The organism is Virgibacillus natechei (genome assembly GCF_026013645.1).
GTDB classification, from domain to species: Bacteria; Bacillota; Bacilli; order Bacillales; family Amphibacillaceae; genus Virgibacillus_L; species Virgibacillus_L natechei.
Genome location: NZ_CP110224.1, coordinates 103965 through 120723 on the forward strand (window position 1 = coordinate 103965; position 16759 = coordinate 120723).

Below are 16759 nucleotides of genomic sequence, written 5' to 3' on the forward strand. Positions count from 1 at the left end.
ATAAGGGAACGAAGGTTCTGGAAAAGACCCCTCTTCTACGAATCACCCAAAATCTCTCTTGTTTTATCAAGGATCTCATCATCTTTCAAACGAAACTTGAATTCCACTCTACGGGAATCTGTCGCACTATAGTCCCCCTCTTCATCTGTGCGTACAGCAGAATAGGACTTGCTGTTTACGGTCAACTTTTCTTTGACATGGTTTTGAATATTTTCATATGGAAAATCCTCACCCAGAATATAGTCAGCGACACTATACGCCCTGTCCTGTGCGAGCCTCAAGTTGTATAAATAGCCACCATCACGATCCGTGTGGCCTTCAATAATGATTTCAGCAATATATTCTTCGTACCCACTTTGCAAGAGGATATCTAGGTACTTTGGAACAAACTCATCCAAAAACGTAAAGGAATCTGGCTTTAATTCGTCATCACCATACTCAAATAATATTTCCGTGTTAAAAATAATCGCACCTGTTTTATCGTCCACCTCAACCCCCATAGCAGAGCCACTGAATTCCTCTTTTAATTCACTAACCAGGTTTGCCCGCACGCCCATGATTTGGTCGAGCGTTTCCTCCATCTCCTCTATCTGCAATGATTTAATAACCATCATGAAAATAAAAATTAACATGAAACACAGCAAAATGGTCGTAAGCAAATCCGTGAACGATGGCCAGAATTGACCTTCGTCCTGGTCTTGTTTAAATAATCGTTGGTATTTAGTATTCATTTTGATCCAACCCTATACCATTAACCCTTTTTCGTGCTTGGGAACCAATGGAATTTTGCTGCTGATTGAGTGCTTGAATTTCCCGGGCGAGCTCCTGTAATGTTTGTTGGATAAAGCGACCATTGCTTTGATGGGTTGCTTCGGTTATCCGACGTAATTCCTTAAATTCGTTTCGCATCCCTTCATTTGTTTCATTCACGTATTGTCCAAATCCTTGAGCTACCTTATCCAGTTTGTTTCCAAGGTTTCCTTCCAGCGTGGCAACATAATTGGTGAGTGTATCCTTTAGAACGCCTACACTTGCCTCAAGCTGATTCTCCCGCTGATTGAATGTGTGATTCATTTGAGCAATCGTCCCGTTCATCTCATTGATGAGCTGGTTATTTTTCATCCCTACCTGTTCATAGGTTCTGGAAGCCTCCTGTATATGCTTCTCAAATGCCATTGATTCAGAGGAATGGGCTTTTAGATGGTTATTAAATGTTCGATTAAATTCCTTCAATTCATTAAAACGATCGGATAACAGATGCTTATATTCGGCCTGTGTTTGATTGATAACGTCAAGGGCATCAGGAAGCTTGCCAATTGAATCACCCATTTTATCAAAATCCCCCGAAAGCTCACTCAAATATGTCATGATTCCTGCGAGTTTTCCAGTAAGATCGTCCCCAAAAATCTGTTTGAACTCCTTATTATGTGCCTCCATCCGATCCACAAGGTCACTGCTTTTTCCATGTATTTTCTCAAATGCAGCTTGTATGGATTCTTGCCCTTCCACAATGGAGGAGGTGAATTGTTTGATATCCACCACCGAATCCTCGAATTGATTTAGAGTCTCCAGTTGCGTATTTGAGACTTCCTTCACTTTTTCATAAGTATTTTCAAAAGCCTGCGTCATTCGCTCATTTCGTCCGTCCATCTTTTTGAAATAGGAAAATAGACTATCAAAGTTCTTATTTAGCTTTGTTGTACCTTCTCCAAATCCGTCCGTCACTTCCTTCATACTTCGGAAAAGCTCCTGAAATTCCCCTAGGTTATCAGAAAGTCCCTCATTAAATGCAGCCAAGTCCTTAGCCGATTGCTGGAGCCCTGTCGTATATTCCTGAAATCCCGTAAACGCAGATTCTATTCCCTGTAGAGATTGCTGATTCGTTTCCTGCAGGCTGAGAATGGATTGATTAATTGTTTCCGACACCTCAATCATCCGGCTGAGTCCATTTTGCTCCGTTCCTTCCAGATTGGATTCGGTCATCAGCATAATATCTGTCAGCATCAATTCCGTGTTGAGCATTCTAATGAGAACCGTCATGATCAACGAGAAACTCATACCCACTATACTTGTGTAAAAAGCAACATCAATCCCTGACAGAACGCCAGCTACTCCTGCAACTAAATCACTATCGTCTAAATTAATACTATTTAAGGATGATGTCAGCCCAATAAACGTCCCCAATACACCAATCAGGATAAAAACAGAGACCGTCATCTGGATCATTTTAATTAGACTGACAACAGGCACATTGAAAACACGCCAACTCGAAAACTTCTCCTGCACGAAGGTTTCCGCCTTTACCGCTTCTTGTTTCTTTTCAAATTGTTCCTTAAAAGAAGATAGTGGATCGATATCCATTCGATTTGTGTCTTTTAAGTAATTCCTTATTTTTTTCAATTTATTAAATAGGACAATATGAACCAGAATCGCGATCACGAAAGCGGTAAATAAAAAGATAAAAATGCCCTCAATCATTGGATTGGCCAACATCGCCTCCGCTTTTTGCTCACTTGTAAACATCTCCAGAATTGATTGCACCATTCGTTTTCCCCCTACCGGAAAGCTTTTTTTACAGCGTTACACATCGTATACGGAGGTAACCAGATTTGCAGCCCTCTCTTACTATTGCTATTCGGGGGTTGGACGATTCATGTGTACAAGGTGGATAGATATTGAATAATATCGGTGGAAGGTTATTTGGAAAGCGGATATTATAAAAAATCAGGATCTTTGCTTTATCATTGCTGTTAATTTAGTGATCTATTCTTATAGTTACTTTGTAGAGTTTGAGTTTGCAATAGACATGTTAAGCGGTAGGTAGTTGATGTTCCACTGCCTCTAGAAATTTAATATTCACTTTATCTAGTAAGAGCTGTTACTTTCCTAATAAGGAGGTGAAAGGTGTTAAAAGACAAAAGCCAAAAAATGAAGGATTTTAACTAACTCTAAAAATTTACGAAAAATTAAAAGGGAGGATATATAAATCCAATGACATTATTGGCATTCATTTTCTGTAATGTTCCTGCTCAGGCACATCAACTACAAAATGATTATTCTATTTTCCTTCTATAATTTCCTCAGAGGTTTGTACAAGCATGAACGGATTACAGAAAAAATTAAAAAAAGAGCGAACCTATTTGATTTTATTCATTCAACTTCTCTTTCTTAGGATGTGAGACATCAAACGAGTAAGACGGTTTGAGGCTGAAACATAAAATAAAAGGAGATGAATGGTTTGGTACAACTACAAAACACATTAAGACCAGGCGATGAAGGGCAGGCGGTAAGAGATCTTCAGCAAGCACTGGTAGAACACAATTTTTATCCAGACATCGATTCACCGAATAATGGCGTCGATGGCATCTATGGACCGGATACAGAAGACGCTGTACGCCGGTTTCAGATTATAAACGGTCTACAAGTAGATGGTATCGCGGGCTCTGAAACGCGTAATGCATTAGGTATTGGTGGCGGTTCCGGTGGAGGAACTGGAGGGGGCTCTGGCACTACACTACGAACAGGTCATTCAGGAGAGCGTGTGCGAGGATTGCAGCAGGCGCTAGTTGATGCTGGGTACTATCCGAATATTAATGCTTCTAACAATGGGATCGACGGTATCTACGGCGCAAATACTCAAGACGCGGTTCGGCGTTATCAAATTATGCATGGTTTACAAGTGGACGGGATTGCCGGGCCAGAAACATTAGCGTCACTTGGTTTAAGTGGCGGTTCCGGACAGGTATTGCGTCTGGGCGACGAAGGTGAAGCCGTACGCCAGTTACAACAGGCCCTTGTAGACAACAACTTCTACCCTGACATTAACGCACCAAATAATGGGGTGGACGGCATCTATGGTCCCAATACTGAAGACGCGGTACGCCGTTACCAAACGATAAACGGCTTAATGGTTGATGGCATTGCAGGTCCAGATACCCTTTCATCGTTAGGTATTAGCGATGGCGGATCAGGAGGAGGCGGTAATGACGGTGGCTCAGGAAATCCAGGTAATCTTCGCAGAGGCGACCAGGGTGAAGCTGTTCGTGTTTTGCAACAAGCCTTAGTTGATAACAATTTCTATCCAAACATTAACGCCGCGAATAATGGTGTGGATGGACACTACGGCGCTAATACAGAAGATGCTGTTCGTCGCTTCCAAATCATAAATGGTTTAACGGTCGACGGGATAGCTGGATCCGAAACGCTGAATGCTTTAAGTATTAGTGCAGGCACAGGTGACCCCGGTGACGGATCAGGAGGAGGCGGTGGCCCTGCTACTGGCGGTGATATTTCTGGTATGAAAAAGGTTGAACGCCTTGTTCCTCGTTCCAACTATAACCGCCCAGAGTATGCAATGAATCCAGACTATATTACGATTCATGAAACAGCAAACACAGCACCGAGCGCGACTGCTTCTATGCATGCAAGCTTTGTTCGCAATTCGTCCACACAAGTTTCATGGCACTTTACTGTTGATGATTCCGACACATACTATCAACATCTGCCGCTAAACGAAAGTGGATTCCATGCAGGTGATGGCAGTGGGGATGGAAACCGAAATAGCATTGGCATTGAACTGTGCGTAAATACTGGTGGGGACTTTTCTAGAACTAGGCAGACAGCTGCAGCACTTGTTAGACAGTTAATGCATGACTTAAACATTCCGATTGAAAATGTCGTCACGCATAATCACTGGAGCGGTAAACTGTGCCCAGCAAATCTCTTAAATATCTTTGATGAATTCAAAGATCAGGTGATGAATTCAACAGTCCACGACGACGGGAACCCAGGGGAGCTCCCAGAAGATGGGGGAGTGATTGAATATGGAACCTTTAAATATACTTCTCCTTTTATTGATTTAGAGTCAGAGCATCGTATGCGAGAAGAGGGGTATACATTTGGTTTTAATGTGGTCGCAGACGTTGAGCTAGGACCCGTTTCAGGAGAAATGTCCGTCACGATTGGGTTCGGTGACCCTGATGACTCTCTATTTGATGTAGGAGAGACTTGGAGATTGACTGAGAATGAGTTGGGAACAGAGATAACCGCAGCAATTACAGACATTGCAGAGTTTTTTGGAGTTCCTGGTTCGTCTGAATACAATCAAGCCAGAGATACCCTTAATGACATCCTTAGTGAAGATATAAACGACATTGTGGAAGTGCGTGTGCAACCACCATCAAACCCGCAATTTAGCTCTTCTTGGCCATTTTTCACCTTTGATTTGTTTACCATAGAGGTAATGCGAAAACTTGAAGACGATGGCGTCTTTGTAGTAGAAAAAATGGTTATTCAAGATGTGGATTGGAACAATGACGATAATTTTAAAAGGTATGCCACAGTCGTTGTTCTTGTTCTACTAGCTGCAATTCTATTAAAAGGTAGCTGGTTAGCAGTATTTATTGGGAATGTTTTAAGACAAATTGCTGGCTGGTTTGGTCGAAACTTACCAGGGATGCCGGCCCCGATTTAAGCTCTTAAAAAAAGGAAGTTGGCAATTTGCAACTTCCTTTTTTCTTTTAAATTTATTTTAATTTTGATAGAATAAGGGTTCGTTAAACTGTGTAAGGAGGTTTAGATTTTATGAAAAGCTACATAACGTTAGCAAGCTTGGTTGTATTAATCTTTGCAGGCTGCTCAAATGAAGGAACTGAAGAAACGAATAATTTAGACATAAAAGACGTTGAAGAAGCTAGGAGTGAAGAACCAGACTTGGCATTTCCTATTGAGCTAGCGAGGTTTGAAGTGGGGGAAGAGCTTCGTTTTGAAGAGATCTTATTTGACTTTGATGAAGCCACATTCGTAAACGGGTATTTTAAGGATTCCTTTCTTGAAGAAGATGTGGGAGACGAAGAATTGGATTTTATAGGGTTTGAAGTAGATGCTTCAGGTTTTGAGGAAAGTGGAAACGATATTCATTTTGAGTCAGACCAATTTGAGCTTACGATTAATAATGATGAATCTTATCCTCTCCGCGATGGCTTCAATTCCATGCCTGTCATTAGAGGGAATGAAGAGGTAGTTTTGTATTTCGATGTGACGGACTTTATCGAATCGAATGAGTATGAAGAAATAGTCACAATAAAGTTACATATTGAAGCGCCGATTGATCCTAAAACGGATGAACGAATTGGCAAGGATGCATCGGTGGAAATTGAGGTTTAACAATCGCTTATTGAGAGGAGGGACTCTAATTGAATTCTGTCTTTCTTGTACAGGATAGTTGGGTGATCACGATGCTTTCGGTTTATATCCTCGCACTGACCCTCTATCTATGTATAATTTATTTACAAAAAATCGATTTTTATTCTCTTAAGGGAGGAAAAGTTAAGAAGCCTCAAAATCGCCGGCCGGTTTCTCTACTATTTCAAGTCCATGTCATTCCCCTTCTAATTGGTGCGCTGCAATTCTTTAGCGAGGGTCTAGAAAACTGGTTGTCTACAGTGGTTCATTTCGTTGTTTTAAGTACTTATATTATTTTGTTCATCGCTATTGTTAAACATATTTTTTACATTTTGGCGTACAAACGAAACGCCTATACAGACGTTTGGTCCATCGATATTGGTCAGTCTAAGGTTTATTATATACTTGCTATTATCGTGTTTCCTTTTTCTTTTTTCTTTGAATGGAGTGTTCTTACGTGGCTTCCGCTTGTTTTTCTCATCTATGGATTTATAACTAAAGTTGGGGCTGAGGACGCCCTCAAGGCAAACGAGCAGCGTGCGTACATGGAGAGGTTAGAAGAAGAGAATAAGCAGCTCAGAAAACAGTTAAGTCAAAATGAAGACTGAATTAGTTAAAAGAAACAAGCATCTACTAAAAAGCAGATGCTTGTTTCTTATTTGTCAAAGTTAATTAACCCTAGAAATTCAATTAGCCCAGGAGCCTCTAAGTTTTGGATGACCGGCATCTTTTCGTAAAGCTTTAGTTTCAGTTCTTGTTCCAGTTCTTCTCGCTTTTGATAGTCGGTTTGGTTCAACGACTTTTTAATCTTAGGTTTAAACTTTGTAAGTAGTGTGTGGTAGTCGTAATCAATGGTGTTCATGTTAATGTTATCCCTCCAATGCTGCTCGTAGTTGTTTTAGTGCACTTTTTCGGTGATAGGAGACCATTTGCTCAGAAAGGTTCAAGGCTTGAGCTATTTCTTTGTTCATCAAGCCACTTACAATTGAGTAAGTGAGTACATCTTTTTGTTCGGGTCGAAGTTTTTTAAATGCCTTCGCTACGCATTCATTCTCAATCAAATCTTCTAAAGGTACTGTTTTTTCAAGCGCTGACTCAAAAATTTCTTCTACGTCTCCGTCCTTTAATGCATCTTTGAGCGTGACGGTCTCGTCCTCGGAGTCGTTAATGGGCCTATCTAAAGACAGGGAAGCCCCTTCTTTTTTTGAGCGTTTATCATAATCTTGAGCAAAACCCTTGATTAAGTTGCTTATATAAAGGACTTTCTTTTTTTCTTTAAAGTACCGTTTGAATGCTCTATCTAATTTTTGAATATTAGTATCATAAGGGTCGTTAAGTGCTTGAATAAAGAGACGATAGTTGTCGCTGTCTTTGTAAAAATTGACTAACAATGGATCGTCGCTCGTATTCTTGATTTTTTCAACTGTGTTCATTAGTTCTCTATTCATTGATCCACACTCCAGATTACCGTTTTCCTATTAAAGAGACCAAAAGAAAGAAAAGATCAAAATGCGAACATAAGTTCTTTAAATAAATTTATCACAGTATGCCAACTCGAACAAGAAAAAACCAATAAGAAATTATTGGTTTTTTTCTTGAGAGGGCTTACCTCCATCTTCTTGCCCTTTTCGTTGTTCAGCTTTTAGGGAATCGGCTGGGTCATACCGATCCTTTAATAGGTTCATCGTTTTTTTCATGACATTAGGCACATAGACGCCTGCATCGCGCAAGTTTTCCAGAATTGACACGGCTTCATTAATCAGATAGGCCCAAATGACCAGAGTTCGGAGCGGAATATCAAATAGAGGATCGTTTGTAGTAATGAGCAGATGGTCGATTGCATGAGCCATCAAGACCACGAGGATAACAGAGAATTTACGAAGAATCCCAGCCCATCCGAACCGACTCGATAAGCTTTGGTTTTTAATGGAGCGAATCATGCTGATACAATAGTCGATAATCATAAAGAGCACTAAATATTGAAAAAGCATGCCAAAACTCCCAAGCAGATGGTTTAGTTGAAAGAACGTTAAAAAGGAATCCATTAAACTGCCTCCTTAGATGTGGAAGTTTTTATCTAAAGAGAAATAGAGCTGAAAAAAATCAAATGAAAGGAGGGGAATGGTGTTTAGGAAGAATGTGGGTAATAGTTATCACGTTTTTCAGGGCCTTAATCGGGCATTGGGAGCTTGACAGAGTGAATACAAGGGTGACATCCGAAAAGAATTGAAAGAACATAGTTGGGGGAATTTCATCTTATGGCTTGATACATGTGAGAAAACGCTGGATGATTCGAAGAGAATAGAGAAGGTTGGAGAGTATCGCTCGTACATAGGGCAGTATGCAGAAATTTATGTGCCACTATTGCTGGTGAAGGCTGTAATGCTGCAAAAGAAAGCTTTTGTTAAATGACAGGACTAAGGAGGAATAATGAACCTTATAGCCTACAAAGATTCGACTGGAACACCGACAAAATTTGATTTATTTTTCTTTAAATGCCTCCACTTACTGACTTTGAAACGTTCTAACTGGGTGGAAAAACAAATTCGACAGATAAATAAAGATAAAACAGAGGAATAAGAATAAAACTATATATTAAGTTAGATTTAAAGGAGCTGGTTCAAGAAGGTTTTTAGAGTTAACTTCCTTTTTTATTGCTGGAAAATCTGTCATGGTATATCTATTTGTAGAATTGATGCGAATGCTTTATCCTACCTAACTACTGAAATTACAAGTTAAAAAAACAGTATGAAGAACTATTTACACCTCACACTGCTTTTATTCTTCATTTGGTTTTTGTTTAGAATATAAAAGGTCGCGTTTAGGCACTAATTTGTCTTCCCTACATTTTTAATTGTTTTCCTGTATAAATTCCCAAAACCCTGGACTGTACCTACATTCAAACATCTGAAGTTTTTCAATTTTGATAGCTAATTCCTGTTCTAAATTCTCACGTTCCTGATAAGTCGTGTTTGTGATACTACTCTTTATTCTTGGGGTTAACTCCTTAATTATTTTCTTTACCTCCTCATTTTCCAATCGTTCTCTACAGTTTGAATCTTGCACTCGGAAGGCATTTTTTCTTTACACCTCTTCTAATAATTCTTCTCTCTCTCTTATTTCTATTTCCCTACTGGTATAGCTGGGGATCAAGTGAAATTTATACAAATGGATGCGACACTTCAGAATACAACTGATGATCCAATGCAATTCTTCTTTGCTTCCACAACGCTTCAACTGAACGGTGCGCAGTTAGTTGCGCAGGATATGTTTAGTGGAGAAGCCAATGGTAATTTTGATACACAGACACCGAGAAACACCACGTTAGTGTATATGCTGAGTGATGAGAATTTGACTGCGGAAGATATAAACGACCTGACTGTTCAGATCACGGGTGTTCCGATGAATCTGAAAAAGGAAGAAGAAACTGTACAGGTGCTTTCTTTGAGGTAGGAATTGAGCGATGAAATCAGGAATATTTAACAATGAACCAAGGGACATAAGTACTTGTCCCTTGGTTTTTACTCATCCTATAGAAATCCGGTATTGCTCGCTACCTGACATCACTTTATTCTTCTTCTCTATCCCCTTTGGATACATCCTGTACATTTAATTTTTTCTTTTGCTCTTCTTTAATAAAATCGTAAAATCCAGGCACATCCTCATATTTAACATTATCAGCAGATTTAATAATCTTTTCCATTAAATCTTGCTTGACATCCTCACGATATTTCTCGGGAATAGAATTAATACTCTTTCTAATTTTTGGTTCAACTTTCTTTATAAGTTCTTGATGCAACTCTTCATATCTTCTCAAGATGCCACCTCCAGCTTGTTTTTTAAAGATTTTATTGCCCGTTTATGGATTCTGGAAATGTTTTGGTCACTATCACCGAAAACATCTGCAATTTCTTTATTTCCTAAACCCTCCGCATATAACAAGTTAAGAACCTTTAGCTGTTTAGTAGAAAGTGACAAGAGGGCTTTATAAAGGTTTTTGTCCGTTGTGCAGTCTAGAAGTCCCAAATGATTCTCTAATTTATCTTCCGGAGTGTGAATATTTTCATCTGTAGTTAAATCTATTAATCCAACGCTTTCGTCTTCTTCTGTCGTAAAATCATCTAAAATAAAAAGGTTTCGCTTATGGAACCTTGAATACCTTTCCTTCATCTCAATGGTGTAAAAACGAATTAATTTGGTCGTATAATTGAACAATTTTACTTTATAGAAATGTTCTTTAAATGCTTCATCCAAGTGTCTTTTGTTGGCAATGCCTTCCTCTTCATATGCAGAGATTAGAAGAGAGATATTTTTATCAGAACTAAAAAAGTGATGCATTACCGAGTTTTCCAAAATATAGAGATCACCAGGAAAATAGTCTTCAATATAATTACCTGTCATTTCCATTGTTAACACCCCCTTATATTATTAAAGAGACATATGTTTGCATAAAATAAACTTCTTCAAGAAAAAAATAGAACATACATTCCTTAGAATGTGTGTTCTATTATGTAGATTGACTATCTCGATGTCTATTTTTTCTTTGTTCCACTTTATGGTAATTATTACTTATTCTTATCTTTTATTAATATTTTTTCAATTGTTCTTGCCATTGAATTAACCCTATCAGAAAGTTCTCCTATTTTCTGTTCAAATCGAACAAGCAAGTAGATAGATACGAGAATAGGAAACCCAAAATTACCTAATAACATTGCAATTTCATTCGCATGTTCCATATGACCCCTCCTTTCCTATTATCTAAAGAGGATTCGAGTTAATCCTATTCAACTATCAAATTTTTACATTGGAGTTGATTTTTACTTCATATATCCCTCTTTTATAGTCAACTGATGAAAAAGGGTGGTGAGGAAATGGACTTGATTTCTATGATTTCTAATTCGCAAACATATTGATAAGGATAGGGAGATCTGCCGAAGAAAAGAGGATTGCTTAAAAAATTTATCAAAATGGTTGATTTTTTAGTATACTTTTTCCTCTTTTATAAAGTGAAAGATGCTCCACCTATTAAGGAACGAGAGGATTCTTAATTCTTTCTATTTGAAACAGGTGGATATAAAAAATAGTATAAGGAGATGGACAATTATGAGCACAGGAAGAGTTTTACGTTTAACAAGTCCTTACATGCAAGGAGAAGATGTTCGAGAGCTGCAACAAGCATTGGTAGATAATAACTTTTATCCGGATGTAAATGCTTCAGACTATGGAGTAGATGGAGTTTATGGTCCAGATACCGAAGATGCGGTACGCCGTTACCAAACTGTTCAAGGATTAGAAGTAGACGGTATAGCAGGCCAGGCAACATTGGCATCTCTCGGGGTTAGCAGTGGAGGAACTGGCGGCACTGGAGGAAATGTATTACAACGAGGAGATTCTGGATCAGCAGTACGAGAGTTGCAACAAGCACTGGTAGATAATAATTTCTATCCGGATGTAAACGCCTCAGACAATGGAGTAGACGGGGTTTATGGTCCAGATACTGAGGATGCAGTACGCCGTTATCAAACCATTCAAGGACTAGAAGTAGATGGAATAGCAGGTCCAGCGACATTGGGATCACTTGGTTTAAGCAGCGGTGGAACAGGAGGCACCGGTGGCTCAGGAGGAAGTGTTTTGCAACGAGGAGATTCCGGTTCAGCAGTACGAGAGCTGCAACAAGCATTGGTAGATAATAATTTTTACCCGGATGTAAACGCCTCTGACAATGGGGTAGACGGAGTTTATGGTCCAGATACCGAAGATGCGGTACGCCGTTATCAAACCATTGAAGGACTAGAAGTAGATGGCATCGCTGGCCCAGAGACATTGGGATCACTTGGTTTAAGCAGCGGTGGCACAGGAGGAAACGTATTACAACGAGGAGATTCGGGTTCAGCAGTCCGAGAGTTGCAGCAAGCATTGGTAGATAATAATTTCTATCCGGATGTAAATGCCTCTGACAATGGAGTAGATGGAGTTTATGGTCCAGATACCGAAGATGCGGTACGCCGTTACCAAACCATAGAAGGGTTAGAAGTAGATGGAATCGCTGGCCCAGAGACGTTGGGATCACTTGGTTTAAGCAACAGCGGAGGAACCGGTGGAACTGGAGGCACTGGTGGCTCAGACGGTGGTTACAGTATTGGTGGTGACATGGGTCATCTAACTGTAGTAAATGATATTATTCCACGTTTTAATGGTAACCGTCCAAGTATTATCATGACTCCACAGTATATTACGATTCATGAGACGGCTAATACGGATGTTGGAGCAAATGCTGCTATGCATGCTAATTATGTAAAACAACCAGGGACAGCAGTTTCGTGGCATTTTACGGTAGATGATGGAAATAGGATTTATCAACATCTCCCAACGTATGAGACTGGGTATCATGCAGGAGATGGAAGTGGAGATGGAAATCGCAATAGTATTGGAATTGAACTATGTGTAAACAGTGATGGATACTTCTTGGAAACCAGACGAAATGCAGCGGCATTAGTTAAGAAATTAATGACGGACTTTGCAATTCCAATTTCTAATGTAGTTCCGCATAACCATTGGAGTGGGAAAAACTGCCCTGCTAATTTACTAAGTGTCTTTGATGACTTTCTGGCTCAAGTTGAGAATTCCTCTTATGAGGAGCCTGAAGTATACAGCCCGGACTCCGTCTTTACAGATAAAAACCCTTTCTTATCACCGGATACCCCTGAATACGATTATGACATTACAGTAGGAGGACTAACCGGGACTCTGACCGGAACTCTGGTTTTAGACGGTGACGTTCCATGGACAATTGCAGAAGAAGGAGAGAATGGTGAAAGTAAAGTTCTGCATAGTCATGAGTTGGATGATGGCATGGATAAGATGCTAAATATAATGAAAGAACACTATGGATTGAATGAATATGGGAGTATTCAGGAGGCGCGGACTGAAATTGAAGGGATACTTGGTGAAGTGATGGATCGTCTAGAGGAGGTGCGTATTGATTACTTTACTGATTTTGAAGCTACGTGGGATCCGCCTTTTCTTAACACAACTTATATAAAGATGGAAATTCTCTATTTTATTCCGGGTTCGGATGCAAAACTTTTGGAAACTGTTTCTTTAGATGAAATAGATTATGATAATAATAGGAATAGGGGTAGGCCGCAAACTGGGTTAGTTTTGGTGTTGGTTTTGCTCGCGGTATTCGCGCTTGTGGCATTAGGGTTAACGATGGGCAGTATTATAGCTGCAATTATAGCGTTGTTATTTGGTTCATCCGCAGCAAGCTAAGTAACCTGGTTAGAAGCTAATGAATTAGTCATCTCCCTTAATATTATGGAGCTGTCTTCACCGAAGACAGCTCCAGTAATGAAATCATCAATTAAATTATGTTTATTTAGTGTTTGGCAAATTAAATCTCCATGAATTAGCAAAATGGCCTAACCCACCTAGTAAAAACGAAATAAGGGCTAATAAATAATTAATATCTGAGGTCGCAAAATATAACAACCCTAAAAACACACCAATTACACCACAAAGTAAAGAAGCTTTTCTCCATATTTTATGGATACTTTCTCCATCATTTAATAATAAAAAAGCGGCTATTAATAACGAAGAAGCTGAACTAAATTCGTTGAGTGATAAGATAATAATAAGGATGACAATGAGTCTATGAAGGGAGGGTTCCTCCGGTAAAGTTTGCTCTGTAATCACCATGCAAAGGAATATACACACCACTGCCACAAAGGTTGCAAGTATAGGTACTAACTTTTTCTCTCTAATGAACAGGGTGCGTTTGTGTGCTTTTTTTAAAATCTGGATGTCTGGGATACTAGCACTTTTATATTTTATGACAATGAATATGCTTACTTGGACAAAAATGAGGCAAAACGCCAGGAGTCCTGCAGCTAATATAGCGTTCCCCCATAAAAGGTCAATCATGAATAGTCCTCCTTTTTGATTTTAATAGTTAATATATAATCTGAGTGACAACAAAGAAATCAGCTTTAATCATCCTAACATAAAATTATTTAATTATGTCGATTGCCTGTATCTATAAATCGAATATCGTTAATATCGTATTTTCTTTGAATAGGAAAATAAGTAAAGAAAATGCTGAAAAAGAGTATGATAATTGCTTGAAAAAGCAATTACTTTCCCAATATACAAATTATTTATTCTATGATAAGTTTATTATAAGAAAGTTTAATAAATTACAAAAGTAGGATAGCTTAGGAAGACAATTAAAATAGTAGTTTATTAATAATGAAAAGAGAGGTTTATCAATGAAACTAAAAGCCTTTATAGGAAGTATGTTGTTATGTATAATTATACTATTTGCCCCGATTATGGTGAACGCTGGCGTAAGTACTCATATACTTCATCCGGGGGAATCAGGGGGGATGACGTATGGTGTACATCTTCACCAAGACCCTGCTAGTTTCTGAAACAACAGCTGGAAGAATTAAAGATATTACCGAACCTGGAAATTATTTAGATGTAGATCCTTTTGCTTATGGTTTAAAAGGGCCATCAAGTATAGTTCCGTTGCCAGATGGGAGAATTTACGTCTGTGAAACTTCAGGGAATAGGATTGTTGATATAAGTATGGGTGGAGAAAGCTCAGATAATATACCTTTTATTGATGGTTTAAAAAGACCATATAGTTTAACCTATTTAGATAATAATTTAGAAGTAGTAGAGCGTGAAAGTGTTAGCTCAAATAGAGTTTTAAAAATTAATCCAGACACTGGTTCTAAAAATGTGTTAATAAAAAATATACCAGCAGTACCAATGCCTGGATTAGAAGGAATTCTTCCTCAGAGTGCCTTTCCTGATGACTGGGAATATGAGTGGAGTATGTTTAGTAGTTGTGCAGGCTGGAAAACGAAAATACGAGCCGAGGATGGGAACGAATTTAGTGTATCTAGTAGTTCTGCTTTGGGCCAAATTGTTAAGGATCCAGAGAGTGAATCAGATTATATGGATATAGTTAAAAATGGACATTTGATAGCTTCTGGATTGGATTGGAAAGGTGGTATGATTCAACATCCAACTAATAAAATGTTATATGTTACTCAGCCACACAAAGGTACTATACTGGAAGTAGATCCTTTTGATAGTAGAGATTATAGATTTCAAGCCCCTATTATTCAGGGTTTAAACATGCCGACCTGTGTGAGATTCAGTCCTGATGGCAATAGTTTGTATGTATGTTCAGCGCCTACAGGGTCTATTTGGAAACTTTCGGGTTTTCAAGCTTAAAGGAATGGAGGCTTTATTGCCTCCTTTCTTCTATATGGGGGTGTTTTAATATGGCATACACGCCAAAACTTATAACCGCACTACATAATAAGTCCTTTGCTTTGCTATGGTCCGGACAGAGCATATCTTTTTTTGGGTTAGCGATCTATTCCACTACACTTCCTTTTCTAGTTTTTCATGCTGACGGGGGTGCAATTGAACTCGGATTGACAAATACATTCTTTATTCTTCCACAGATTATCTTTCTATTAATGAGTGGCGTTTATGTTGATCGATGGCCGAGGCGAAGGGTACTGATAGTTTGTGATATCATTCGCGGCGGAGCTGTACTTGGGATTTCATTGCTCATCATCACGGATGCGTTGGTGCTCACGCATATTTACATATTAACGGCCTTAATGGGGTTTATTTCCACGTTTTACCGTCCGGCTGTTCGAGGAATAATTCCGCAGATTGTAAGAAAGGATCAGCTTATAGCTGCTAATTCGCTTCGATCTATTTCGGGGCAAGTAAGTGAAATGGTTGGACCTGTAGTTGGTGGGGCGCTTGTTGCTGCTATCGGGCTCTATATTGCTTATAGTATTAATGCGGTTACATTTTTATTATCCGCCCTGTTTATTTCTTTCGTATCGATTAAAACGAAAGATGAAAAGGGGATAAATGAGCCGAAACTCGCAACTTCTTTTTGGAATGACTTTAAAGATGGATGGAATGCGATTCGTGAGCGAGCATGGCTGGGAGCGAGTATTTTAATTGGATCTTTATCAAATATTGGGATTGCCTCTTTTGATGTGATCATTTTGCCTGTTTATGCAGAGACTTCATATAATGGGGTGCAAACATATGGATGGTTTTTGGCTGCGATGGCTATAGGAGCATTATTATGTGCAACGATCATTGGGCGATTAGAGAGGATATCTTATCGTGGTATTTTATATTATGTTTTTATGGCATTGTCAGGGGTATGCGTTCTGCTTTTGTCATTAAGGCCAGTATTCCTTGTGTCTCTCTTTCTATTAGCCGTAATCGGATTCAGCTTAACGGCATTTATCATTATTTGGGATAGCGCTGTACAGGAATTAGTCGATGAGCATGTACTGGGGCGTGTTACTAGTTTTCAGATGTTTGGTGGGTTGGCCCTTTTGCCGATTGGTTACGGCTTATTTGGTTCTTTCATTGAAAACCTGGGAACTGTAATGGCAATGGGGATAGCGGGGGTAATAATTGTTCTTGTCTCTTTGCTTGGTTTGACTAATAAAAGGGTGCGGCAGCTTAACTAAGGATGTTTTGGTTTTTTCCAGTTCTTTTTCCACGTTTTATATCATATGTA

19 protein-coding genes are annotated in these 16759 nt (G+C 39.1%); 9 read left to right on the top strand and 10 right to left on the bottom strand.

Translation table 11 applies throughout. The annotated features are described in order from the left end of the window. Nucleotides 1-35: 35 nt before the first annotated feature. Together OLD84_RS00685 and OLD84_RS00690 are read right to left on the bottom strand one after the other, a co-directional pair. Entirely contained in the window at nt 36-731 is a 696-nt protein-coding gene (locus tag OLD84_RS00685) for an OmpA family protein (protein WP_209463440.1), read from the bottom strand. Continuing rightward, nucleotides 721-2544 carry a MotA/TolQ/ExbB proton channel family protein gene (locus OLD84_RS00690; protein WP_209463441.1) on the bottom strand — a complete coding sequence of 608 codons (1824 nt, stop codon included), beginning with the start codon at nt 2542-2544 and terminating at the stop codon, nt 721-723. Before OLD84_RS00690 ends, OLD84_RS00685 begins: the two co-directional genes overlap by 11 nt. 694 nt (nt 2545-3238) lie before the next feature. Here OLD84_RS00690 and OLD84_RS00695 point away from each other — a divergent pair. The 3 genes from OLD84_RS00695 to OLD84_RS00705 all read left to right on the top strand — a co-directional run bounded on the left by OLD84_RS00695 (nt 3239) and on the right by OLD84_RS00705 (nt 6791). After that, nucleotides 3239-5473, top strand: coding sequence for a peptidoglycan recognition protein family protein (locus tag OLD84_RS00695; RefSeq protein ID WP_245301591.1), 2235 nt, complete (start codon nt 3239-3241; stop codon nt 5471-5473). Between the two features lie 110 nt (nt 5474-5583). Continuing rightward, nucleotides 5584-6165, top strand: coding sequence for a hypothetical protein (locus OLD84_RS00700; protein ID WP_209463442.1), 582 nt, complete (start codon nt 5584-5586; stop codon nt 6163-6165). A gap of 29 nt (nt 6166-6194) precedes the next feature. Continuing rightward, the gene (locus OLD84_RS00705) at nt 6195-6791 is read left to right on the top strand and encodes a WVD2 family protein (protein ID WP_209463443.1); all 597 of its coding nucleotides are present in this window, start codon (nt 6195-6197) and stop codon (nt 6789-6791) included. A gap of 47 nt (nt 6792-6838) precedes the next feature. On the opposite strand, the gene OLD84_RS00710 is transcribed toward OLD84_RS00705, so the two are convergent. The 3 genes from OLD84_RS00710 to OLD84_RS00720 all read right to left on the bottom strand — a co-directional run bounded on the left by OLD84_RS00710 (nt 6839) and on the right by OLD84_RS00720 (nt 8228). Next, nucleotides 6839-7045, bottom strand: coding sequence for a hypothetical protein (locus tag OLD84_RS00710; protein ID WP_209463444.1), 207 nt, complete (start codon nt 7043-7045; stop codon nt 6839-6841). Nucleotides 7046-7052: 7 nt separating this feature from the next. Beyond that, nucleotides 7053-7631, bottom strand: coding sequence for a sigma-70 family RNA polymerase sigma factor (locus OLD84_RS00715; protein WP_209463445.1), 579 nt, complete (start codon nt 7629-7631; stop codon nt 7053-7055). A gap of 132 nt (nt 7632-7763) precedes the next feature. Further along, nucleotides 7764-8228 (bottom strand): phage holin family protein, encoded by a 465-nt coding sequence (locus tag OLD84_RS00720; RefSeq protein WP_209463446.1) that lies wholly within the window; start codon nt 8226-8228, stop codon nt 7764-7766. Nucleotides 8229-8409: 181 nt separating this feature from the next. Between OLD84_RS00720 and OLD84_RS00725 the strand changes: the two genes are divergently transcribed. Continuing rightward, nucleotides 8410-8595: a hypothetical protein gene (locus OLD84_RS00725; RefSeq protein WP_209463447.1), complete on the top strand. Its 186-nt coding sequence runs from the start codon at nt 8410-8412 to the stop codon at nt 8593-8595. 18 nt (nt 8596-8613) lie between these two features. Beyond that, on the top strand, nt 8614-8763 hold the full coding sequence (locus tag OLD84_RS00730; protein ID WP_209463448.1) for a hypothetical protein: 150 nt from the start codon (nt 8614-8616) through the stop codon (nt 8761-8763). A gap of 270 nt (nt 8764-9033) precedes the next feature. Here the strand turns inward: OLD84_RS00730 and OLD84_RS00735 are convergent, their stop codons facing one another. Further along, nucleotides 9034-9222, bottom strand: coding sequence for a hypothetical protein (locus OLD84_RS00735; RefSeq protein ID WP_245301592.1), 189 nt, complete (start codon nt 9220-9222; stop codon nt 9034-9036). 114 nt (nt 9223-9336) lie between these two features. Here OLD84_RS00735 and OLD84_RS00740 point away from each other — a divergent pair, with 114 nt between their 5' ends. Further along, nucleotides 9337-9636, top strand: coding sequence for a hypothetical protein (locus tag OLD84_RS00740; protein ID WP_209463449.1), 300 nt, complete (start codon nt 9337-9339; stop codon nt 9634-9636). Nucleotides 9637-9751: 115 nt separating this feature from the next. Here the strand turns inward: OLD84_RS00740 and OLD84_RS00745 are convergent, their stop codons facing one another. From OLD84_RS00745 to OLD84_RS00755, 3 genes are all read right to left on the bottom strand, one after another. Further along, nucleotides 9752-10000: a hypothetical protein gene (locus OLD84_RS00745; RefSeq protein ID WP_209463450.1), complete on the bottom strand. Its 249-nt coding sequence runs from the start codon at nt 9998-10000 to the stop codon at nt 9752-9754. After that, nucleotides 9997-10590 carry a sigma factor-like helix-turn-helix DNA-binding protein gene (locus OLD84_RS00750; RefSeq protein WP_209463451.1) on the bottom strand — a complete coding sequence of 198 codons (594 nt, stop codon included), beginning with the start codon at nt 10588-10590 and terminating at the stop codon, nt 9997-9999. The genes OLD84_RS00745 and OLD84_RS00750 overlap by 4 nt, the downstream gene beginning before the upstream one ends. Nucleotides 10591-10748: 158 nt before the next feature. Next, nucleotides 10749-10919, bottom strand: a complete 171-nt coding sequence (locus OLD84_RS00755; RefSeq protein ID WP_209463452.1) for a YvrJ family protein — start codon at nt 10917-10919, stop codon at nt 10749-10751. Between the two features lie 367 nt (nt 10920-11286). On the opposite strand from OLD84_RS00755, the gene OLD84_RS00760 reads away from it, so the two are divergent. Continuing rightward, nucleotides 11287-13455, top strand: a complete 2169-nt coding sequence (locus OLD84_RS00760; RefSeq protein ID WP_209463453.1) for a peptidoglycan recognition protein family protein — start codon at nt 11287-11289, stop codon at nt 13453-13455. Nucleotides 13456-13557: 102 nt separating this feature from the next. Here the strand turns inward: OLD84_RS00760 and OLD84_RS00765 are convergent, their stop codons facing one another. Further along, a complete protein-coding gene (locus OLD84_RS00765) occupies nt 13558-14106 on the bottom strand; it encodes a hypothetical protein (protein ID WP_209463454.1) in 549 nt (182 codons plus the stop codon). Between the two features lie 468 nt (nt 14107-14574). Between OLD84_RS00765 and OLD84_RS00770 the strand changes: the two genes are divergently transcribed. Then, on the top strand, nt 14575-15429 hold the full coding sequence (locus tag OLD84_RS00770; RefSeq protein WP_209463455.1) for an NHL repeat-containing protein: 855 nt from the start codon (nt 14575-14577) through the stop codon (nt 15427-15429). Nucleotides 15430-15479: 50 nt separating this feature from the next. After that, entirely contained in the window at nt 15480-16709 is a 1230-nt protein-coding gene (locus tag OLD84_RS00775; protein WP_209463456.1) for an MFS transporter, read from the top strand. Nucleotides 16710-16759: the final 50 nt, after the last annotated feature.